We start from the raw sequence: 8,805 nt of genomic DNA on the forward strand, positions 1-8,805 counted from the left end.
CCATTGCGCGGACCGATCTTGGTCTCATAGGTATCGACGATGACGTCGATGGCCGCCGGATCGATCAGGCCTTTCTGGGTCAGGATCGTCTCCAGCGCGCGCACGCGCGCCGCGAACGGATCGAGCTCGTTGTCGTGGTCATGATCGTGGGTCATGACGCAAGACTAGGATCGGCCGCCGTTGGCCGCAAGCGCGACGCCTTGGGCCAGTGGAACTGGAGCGAAACTGAGGCTTCCCTCCAGGTTTGTCTTCTGAGGCATGATCTTGTCCGAAAAGTCTGCAACTTTTCGGGATCATGCTCCTACTCGGCCGCCACCTTCTTTGGTTCCGACTCGCCGTCGAACAGCGAGCCCTGCTCGCCGCCTTCCACCACATGCAGCGCCGGCTGGTTCCTTCTCGACGAAAAGCTGAGCAGCCAGCCCGAGAAGTTCTCGAAATAGACGTAGATCACCGGCGTGACGAACAGCGTCAGCGCCTGCGAGGCGAGCAGGCCGCCTACCACCGCGATGCCGAGCGGCTGGCGCAATTCGGCGCTGGCGCCGGTGCCGAGCGCGATCGGGAAGGTGCCCATCAGCGCGGCCAGCGTCGTCATCATGATCGGCCGGAAACGCATCAGGCAGGCCTTATGGATGGACTCCTTCGCCGACATGCCCTGTCGCCTCAGCTCCAGCGCGACGTCGACCATCATGATGCCGTTCTTCTTGACGATGCCGATCAGCATCAGGATGCCGATCACCGCGATGACCGAAAGGTCCATGCCGGCGAAGCGCAGCGCCACCACCGCGCCAAGCACCGCTGACGGCAGGCCGGTGAGGATGGTGAGCGGATGGATGAAGCTCTCATAGAGCATGCCGAGCACGATATAGATCGTGAGAATCGCGCCGCCGATCAGCAGGCCCTGGTTGGCCAGCGAATCCTGGAAGGTCTTGGCGGTGCCGGCAAAGCTCGTCGAGATCGCCGTCGGCATGCCGATCTGCTCCTTGAGCTGGTCGATGCGGGTCACCGTGTCGCCGAGCGACACGCCCTGCGGCAGGTTGTAGGAGATCGTCACCGCCGGCAGCTGTCCGAGCTGGTTGATCGTCAGGGCGCCGGCCGTGCGGTCGACGCGGGCGAAGGCGCCCAGCGGCACCAGAGTCCCGCTCGACGTCCGCATCTGGATGGCCAGCATGTGTTCCGGCGACCATTCGATCTTGGGGTCGAGCTCGGTGATGACCTCATAGCTGTCGGCCGAACCGAAGATCGTCGAGACCTGGTCGGTACCGAAGCCGCCATAAAGCGCCGAGCGCAGCGTGTCGGTGTCGATGCCGAGCTGGGCGGCCTTGTCGCGGTCGATCACGAGCGATGCCTGCAAGGCATTGTTCTGCAGGTCGCTGGTGACGTCGGTGAACATGGTGTGGTCCGCGGCCATGGCATCATTAAGCTTTTGTGCCCAGACGTCGGTCTGCTTGGTATCGAGCCCCTGAACCACGAGTTGGTAGGCGCTGGCGGACGACCGCGAGCCGAGCCGCAGGTTCTGCACCGGCTGCATGTAGGTCTCGATGCCCGCCACGCCGGCCAGCTGGCGTCTCAGATCCGCAAGCACCTTCTCGATGTTGGGGCGCTGGTCCTTGCCCTTGAGCTGGACGAAAAGCTGGCCCTGGTTGAGCGCGTTGTTGCCGCTGCCGGCCGACCAGGCCACATGGTCGACATAGGGCGACTTCGAGAACACGCTGGCCACCTGCCCCTGCAGCTTCGCCATGGCGTCGAACGAGATGTCCTGGCGCGCCATGGTGGTGACCGATATCTGGCCGATATCTTCCTGCGGGAAGAAGCCCTTCGGCGAAACCTGGATCACCCACACCGACGCCGCGGCAGTGGTGATGAAGACCAGGAAAATCAGGAAGGTGTGGCGCAGGCAGAAGCTCAAGAGCCAGTCATAGGCACGGGTGACGATGTCATGCCTGCCGGCGCTATGCGCCTCGCGATCCGCCTTCGTCACCGACAACAGCCGCGAGCAAAGCATCGGCGTCAGCGTCAGCGAGACGAACATCGAGGCCAGGATGGCGACGGTCACCACGACGGCGAATTCGTTGAAGATGCGGCCGATGACGCCGCCCATCAAAAGCACCGGAATGAACACCGCCACCAGCGAGATCGAGATCGAGATGATGGTGAAGCCGATCTCGCGCGCGCCCTTCAGCGAGGCGTCGAAGGCCGACAGCCCGTCCTCTTCCATGTGGCGGAAGATGTTTTCGAGCATGACGATGGCGTCGTCGACGACGAGGCCGACGGCCAAGGTCAGTCCCATCAGCGAGATGTTGTCGATGGAAAAGCCGAACAGGAACATCGCGCCAAGCGTGGCGATCAGCGAGATCGGCACCGCCACCGCCGGGATGATCGTCGCCGTCACCCGGCGCAGGAAGACGAAGATCACCATCACGACGAGCGCGATGGTCAGGAGCAGCGTGAACTGAACGTCGTCGACGGCCTGGCGGATCGAGGTCGAGCGGTCGTTGAGCAGCTTGATCTGGGCGGCGGCCGGCATCTGGTCCTGGAAGGACGGCAGCATCGCCTTGACCTTGTCGACGACATCGACGGTGTTGGCATCGGGCTGGCGCTGCACCGCCATGATGATCGCGCGGGTGCCGTCATACCAGCTCGCCGTCGTCGTGGTCTGCACGGAATCGACGACGCGGGTCACCTCGCCCAGCCGCACCGGATGGCCGTTCTTCGTGGCGATGATGAGGTTGGAGAAACCGGCGGCACTGGTCAGCTGCGTGTTGGCGGTGATCGTCAACTGCTGCTTGTTGTTCTGCAGCACGCCGAGCGGCGTGTTGCTGTTGGCCGAGGCGATCGCCGCCTGCAGCTGATCGATCGAGATGCCGCGCGCGGCAAGCGCGGACGGATCGATCTGGATGCGCACCGCGTATTTCTGCTGGCCGAAGATCGACACCTGGGCCACGCCGTCGATGGTCGACAGCGAAGGCGAGATGACGTTTTCCGCGAAGGCGTCGAGATCGGTCAGCGGGACCGTGCCGCTGACCAGCGACATCAGAAGGATCGGCGCGTCGGCCGGATTGACCTTGCGATAGCTCGGCGGCGAGGTCATTTCCGGCGGCAGCGATCTTTGCGTTCGCGCGATTGCCGCCTGCACGTCGGCGGCGGCGGCATCGATGTCGCGGTTCAGCACGAACTGGATGGCGATCGAGGTCTGGCCGAGCGAATTGGTGGTCGAGATCGAATCGATGCCGGCGATCGTCGCGAATTGCTTGATCAGCGGCGTCGCCACCGATGTCGCCATCGTCTCCGGCGACGCGCCGGGCAGGCTGGCCGAAACATTGACCACCGGAAACTCGGCGCTCGGCAGCGCCGCCACCGGCAGGAACTTGTAGGCAAAGATACCGCCCAGAATGAGGGCGAACGACATCAGCAGCGTGGCGACGGGCCTGCGAATGCAGAATTCGGAGATCATTGGGCAGCTCCGCCCGCCTTGTCGGCCTCAGCGACTTTCGGTGACGCCTGGTCACCGGATCCGGCCGCCTTGCCTTCATGTACCGCCGCGCCGTTCTTCAACCGTGTCTGGCCCTCGACGACGACTTTCTCGCCGCTCTTCAGACCATCGCTGATGGCGCTGTTCTGCCCCTCCGTCAGCGCCACCTGCACTGGCCGCATCTCCACCGTGTTGTCCGGCTTGACCACATAGACGAAGGGGCCCTTCTGGCTGGGCTGCACCGCGACCGTCGGCACCGAGGTCATGTGCGGCATCGTGCCGGCATCGAGCACCACATTCACATATTGCCCCGGCCACAGCGAAAGATCCGGGTTGGGTATGCTGGCCCGCGTGGCGATGGTGCCGGAAGCGGTATCGACGCTGGAATCGACGAAGTCGAGCGTGCCCTTGCCGATGGGCGTGGGGTCACCGTCCTTGGTCAGCATCACGTTGCCTTGCTGCGGGTCGGCGAGCGCCTTGTGCAAAAGGGCGAGGTTGCTTTCCGGCAGCGTGAAATTCACCTGCAGCGGGTCCATCTGCGTGATGGTGACCAGCGGCGTCGAACTGCTTGAGCTGCCATTGCTGGTGGTGACGAGATCGCCGACCGACACGTTGACGGCGCCGAGCCGGCCCGAGATCGGCGCCGTGATGGTCGCGTAGCTCAATTGCACGGTATCGGCGTCGATCGTCGCCTTGTCGGCATCGATGGTCGCGGCCGCGGCTTTCTGCGCCGCCAGCGCCTGGTCGTAGGTCTGCTGCGTGCCGGCCTGCTTGGCGACAAGATCCTTGGCACGCTGCAGGTCGGCCTGGGCGCTCACCAGCATCGCCTGGTCCTTGGCGAGCGTCGCCTGATCCTTGGCCAGTTGCGCCTTCAGCGCGCGGTCATCGAGCGAAATGAGCAGATCGCCGGCCTTGACCATCTGCCCGTCCTTGACCGCGATCGACACGATCTGGCTGGAAACACGGGCATTGATGTTGACCACCTCCGGTGACGAGACGAAGCCGATGGCATAGCGCCGGATCGGGAAATCGGCGGTGGTCGCGACGGCGGAGACGATCGAGGCCGAACGTGGACCGCCGCCTTTCGCATTGTCGCCTTTCGCATTGTCCGGGGCGCCGGCCGTCTTGTCGCCGCTCGCCGTCTTGTCGCTCGCGTCAGCCTGCTTGCCCGAAATCAGCTGCTGGACCCTGGCCAGCATTGTGGGGGCCAGCATCGTGGGCGAATAGTAGAGCCCGGCCCCCGCCAGGCAGGCGACCGCAACAACTGCAAAGGCAATTTTTCCGCGCATCGACAATATGCCCTCTGACCCGACACGCCGGACCAGGTGGTCTATCCTAGCCCGATCCACGGCGCCTTGCCGCAATTTTCGCCGAATAGATAGGACAAGGCTTTGGCGGAAAAGGGCCAAAACGCGGCATTACGAAGATTTAATGTGCACTGCACAATGGTTAGGCAGCCGGGTAACAGGGGATCCGACCGGGCTGTCCACCGATCCGAAAGGCCGCCAAGATGGACGACTGCCGGGCCAGAGAAACGATTGAAGGGGTGCGAGCGATGTCTGCCTTGCTCACATCCCCTGCGGGCCGCGGTTCATCGCCGCAACGCCGGTGCGGCAGATCTCGACCAGGCCAAGCGGCTTCATGATGGCGATGAACTGGTCGAGCTTGGAGCCCTTGCCGGTGATCTCGAAGATGAAATGCTCGGTGTTGGCGTCGATGACCGAGGCGCGGAAGGCGTCCGCAAGCCGAAGCGCCTCGACGCGGGCGTCGCCCGTGCCGGCGACCTTGACCAGCGCGAGTTCGCGCTCCAGCGGCCGCTCCTGTCCCAGCTCATGCGAGCGCACGGTCAGGTCCACCACCCGGTGCACCGGCACGATGCGCTCGAGCTGATGCTTGATCTGCTCCATCACATGCGGCGTGCCGCGCGTCACGATGGTGATGCGCGACAGATGCTTCTCGTGCTCGGTCTCGGAAACGGTAAGGCTTTCGATGTTGTAGCCGCGGCCCGAGAAAAGGCCGATGACGCGGGCGAGAACGCCCGGTTCGTTGTCGACCAGCACGGAAAGCGTATGGGTTTCCGGCTTCTCGGTTTCCTTGGCGATGAAATAAGCCGAACCGGTCGGCTGGAGCTGTGCGTTCATGACATGAATCTCTATTTTAGACTTTTGAGCTAATTCTCAGTTTGCGCACGGCTTTCTCGCGACAGCCCCGCCTTTGTGGCTAGTGTTATGGATGGAGCATGATGTTGCCCGAAAACCGCTTCTCACTTTTCGGCATCATGCTCTAAACCAGTTCCCTGCCCTTGGCGTCGATGGCGTTGGCCACTGCCTCGTCGGTCGCCTCGTCCGGCAGAAGCATCTCGTTATGCGCCTTGCCCGAAGGGATCATCGGGAAGCAGTTGGCCAAGGTCGCCACGCGGCAGTCGAACAGAACCGGCTTCTTCACCGAGATCATCTCGCGGATCGCGTCGTCGAGCTCGTCCGGCTTGTCGCAACGAATGCCGTGTCCGCCATAGGCCTCCGCCAGCTTGACGAAGTCCGGCATCGCCTCGGTGTAGGAATGCGACAGCCGGTTGCCGTGTAAGAGCTGCTGCCACTGGCGCACCATGCCCATATACTGGTTGTTCAGGATGAAGATCTTGATCGGCGCCTCATACTGCACCGCCGAGCTCATCTCCTGCATGGTCATCTGCACCGAGGCGTCGCCCGCGATGTCGATGACCAGTGCATCCGGATGCGCGATCTGCACGCCGAGCGCGGCCGGCAGGCCGTAGCCCATTGTGCCCAGGCCGCCCGACGTCATCCAGCGGTTCGGCTTGTCGAAATGATAATGCTGCGCCGCCCACATCTGGTGCTGGCCGACCTCGGTGGTGATGTAGGTGTCCATGTCCTTGGTCAGCGCATAGAGCCGCTGGATCGCATATTGCGGCATGATGACGTCGCTGTTCATCTTGTAGGCCAGCGAATCCCGCGCGCGCCATTTCGCGATCTGCTCCCACCACGGATAGAGCGCCTTCTTGTCGGTCTTGGCGGTCGCCCGCCACAGCCGCACCAGATCCTCCAACACACGGCCGACATCGCCGATGATCGGCACGTCAGTGTGGACGTTCTTGTTGATCGAGGACGGATCGATATCGATGTGGATCTTCTTCGAGTTCGGCGAGAACGCGTTCAGTCGGCCGGTGATGCGGTCGTCGAAGCGCGCGCCGATGCAGACCATCACGTCGCAATCATGCATCGCCATATTGGCTTCGTAGGTGCCGTGCATGCCGAGCATGCCGACCCAGTTCTTGCCCGATGCCGGATAGGCGCCGAGCCCCATCAGTGTCGAAGTGATCGGGAAGCCGGTGAGGTCGACCAACTCGCGCAGCAGATGGCTCGCCTCCGGGCCGGAATTGATGACGCCGCCGCCCGAATAGATGATCGGCTTCTTCGCGCCGGCCATCAGCTCGACGGCAGCCTTCACCTTTTCCAGGTCGCCCTGGACTTTCGGCTGGTAGCTGGTGCGCGGCGCCGTCTGCGGCGGCACGTAGATGCCCTTGGCGAACTGCACGTCCTTCGGGATGTCGACCACGACCGGGCCGGGCCGGCCTGTCGTCGCGACATGGAAGGCTTCATGGATGGTGGCGGCTAGATCGTTGACGTCCTTCACCAGCCAGTTGTGCTTGGTGCAGGGCCGCGTGATGCCCACCGTGTCGCATTCCTGGAAGGCGTCGGAGCCGATCAGCGAGGTCGGCACCTGGCCGGTGAGGCAGACCAGCGGGATGGAATCCATCAGCGCGTCCTGCAGCGGCGTCACCGCATTGGTGGCGCCGGGGCCGGACGTCACCAGGAGCACGCCGGCCTTACCGGTCGAGCGCGCATAGCCTTCGGCCGCATGGCCTGCGCCCTGCTCGTGCCGGACCAGGATGTGCTCGACATCGTCTTGTTGAAAAATTTCATCGTAAATCGGAAGGACCGCGCCGCCCGGATAGCCGAAGACGTGCTTGACGCCATTGTCCTTCAGCGCCTGCACCACCATTTCGGCACCCGTCATTTCGCGCCGCTCGTTCTGTCCGTTGCTCATCGGTCTGGTCCCGTACTGTTTCGCCATCTGGCGATTGCTGGTCGTTTAGTTGGATTAGAGGCAATAAAAAAGGCCCCCGAGGGAGCCTGTGTGGTGCGCATGGGAGGTTTTCGCCCGGCGGTTACACCGCCTTGCCCACGCGCCAGCCTACGAGAATGAGTGCCGTTTTCATGGGCGCGGACAATAAGGGCGAAAACGCGGGCTCGTCAATGGGGTCCGGCGCGAATTCACCCGCCTGTGAGAAAAGGCGCTGTTTCGCGCTACCATAGTACAGTTGAGCGCCCGCCGCCGAGGCACCAGTATGTGCCGATGCATGTCGCCCGCAAGGGTGGAGCGGTTTGGGGGCACGACATGCACTATGATGTGACGTTGGCTGCGAGGAGGACGCATGGCTGGCGAACGGGAGCATATCCGCGAGATCGAACAGGTGCTGTCTGGCGCGCGTTCGGTCCGCGACGATATCGTGGTGCAGTCCTGGCTGCGCTGCATCGATACGCATCGGCTCGACCCGGCACGTCCGACGGAAGCCTACATCGTGCCCGATACCCAGTTGCGCGAGCATCGCGAGCAGTCCGAAAGACTGATCGCCATTGCCCGCAGCGGGCTGGAGACATTGTTCAAGCAGGTGGCCGGCCAGAACTACGTCCTGCTGCTGGCCGACGCGAAAGGTGTCACCGTCGACTTCCTCGGCGACCCGCTGTTCATGGACCAGTTGCGCACGGCCGGTCTCTATCTCGGGTCCGAATGGTCCGAAAGCCGCACTGGAACCTGCGGCGTCGGCTCCTGCATCGTCACCGGCGAGGCGATGACAATTCACCAGACCGACCATTTCGATACCACCCACACGCCGCTCTCCTGCACCGCCGCGCCGATCTTCGACACCAAGGGCGAACTGACCGCCGTCCTCGACATATCGCTGTTGCGCTCGCCGCAGCCGAAAGTCAGCCAGAACCTTGCCCTTCACCTGGTGACGGCGTCTGCCCGGCGCATCGAGCTCGCCAATTTGATGGCGCAGATGCATTCGGAATGGGTGCTGCGCTTCTCGCGCTCGCCCGAATTCCTCGATGTCGATCCGGAAGCAGCCATCGCGCTCGATGCCTCGGGCCGCATCCTCGGCACCACGCGCGGCGGGGCGCTGCTTCTGGCGCAGGCCGGAGGCGTCGACTGGAGGCTCTCCTCGCCGATCGGTCAGCCGATCTCGCGTTACCTCGACATGGATATCGATGACTTGCCGAACTTGACGCGCGGGCGCCCGACCGAGGAGCGGCTGG

The 8,805-nt window shown here is 63.5% G+C and carries 6 protein-coding genes; 1 reads left to right on the plus strand and 5 read right to left on the minus strand.

Annotated elements, in window-relative coordinates; translation table 11 throughout:
* From EOA27_RS42060 to EOA27_RS11435, 5 genes are all read right to left on the minus strand, one after another.
* On the minus strand, positions 1 to 155 hold a 155-nt coding region (locus EOA27_RS42060; protein WP_245491067.1), incomplete at its 3' end, for a nitrile hydratase subunit alpha.
* A gap of 146 nt (positions 156 to 301) precedes the next feature.
* Entirely contained in the window at positions 302 to 3,451 is a 3,150-nt protein-coding gene (locus tag EOA27_RS11420) for an efflux RND transporter permease subunit (protein ID WP_126082065.1), read from the minus strand.
* Positions 3,448 to 4,758, minus strand: coding sequence for an efflux RND transporter periplasmic adaptor subunit (locus EOA27_RS11425; RefSeq protein WP_126082064.1), 1,311 nt, complete (start codon positions 4,756 to 4,758; stop codon positions 3,448 to 3,450). The genes EOA27_RS11420 and EOA27_RS11425 overlap by 4 nt, the downstream gene beginning before the upstream one ends.
* Before the next feature lie 279 nt (positions 4,759 to 5,037).
* Positions 5,038 to 5,610, minus strand: a complete 573-nt coding sequence (ilvN, locus tag EOA27_RS11430) for an acetolactate synthase small subunit (RefSeq protein ID WP_042644054.1) — start codon at positions 5,608 to 5,610, stop codon at positions 5,038 to 5,040.
* Positions 5,611 to 5,752: 142 nt separating this feature from the next.
* Complete coding sequence (locus EOA27_RS11435; protein ID WP_126082062.1) at positions 5,753 to 7,534, minus strand: acetolactate synthase 3 large subunit; 1,782 nt, start codon at positions 7,532 to 7,534, stop codon at positions 5,753 to 5,755.
* A 388-nt stretch (positions 7,535 to 7,922) separates the two neighbouring features.
* On the opposite strand from EOA27_RS11435, the gene EOA27_RS11440 reads away from it, so the two are divergent.
* Positions 7,923 to 8,805 (plus strand): GAF domain-containing protein (locus tag EOA27_RS11440; protein WP_145970322.1); only part of this gene is annotated, 883 nt, incomplete at its 3' end.

This window comes from Mesorhizobium sp. M2A.F.Ca.ET.037.01.1.1 (genome assembly GCF_003998075.1).
Lineage (GTDB): Bacteria > Pseudomonadota > Alphaproteobacteria > Rhizobiales > Rhizobiaceae > Mesorhizobium.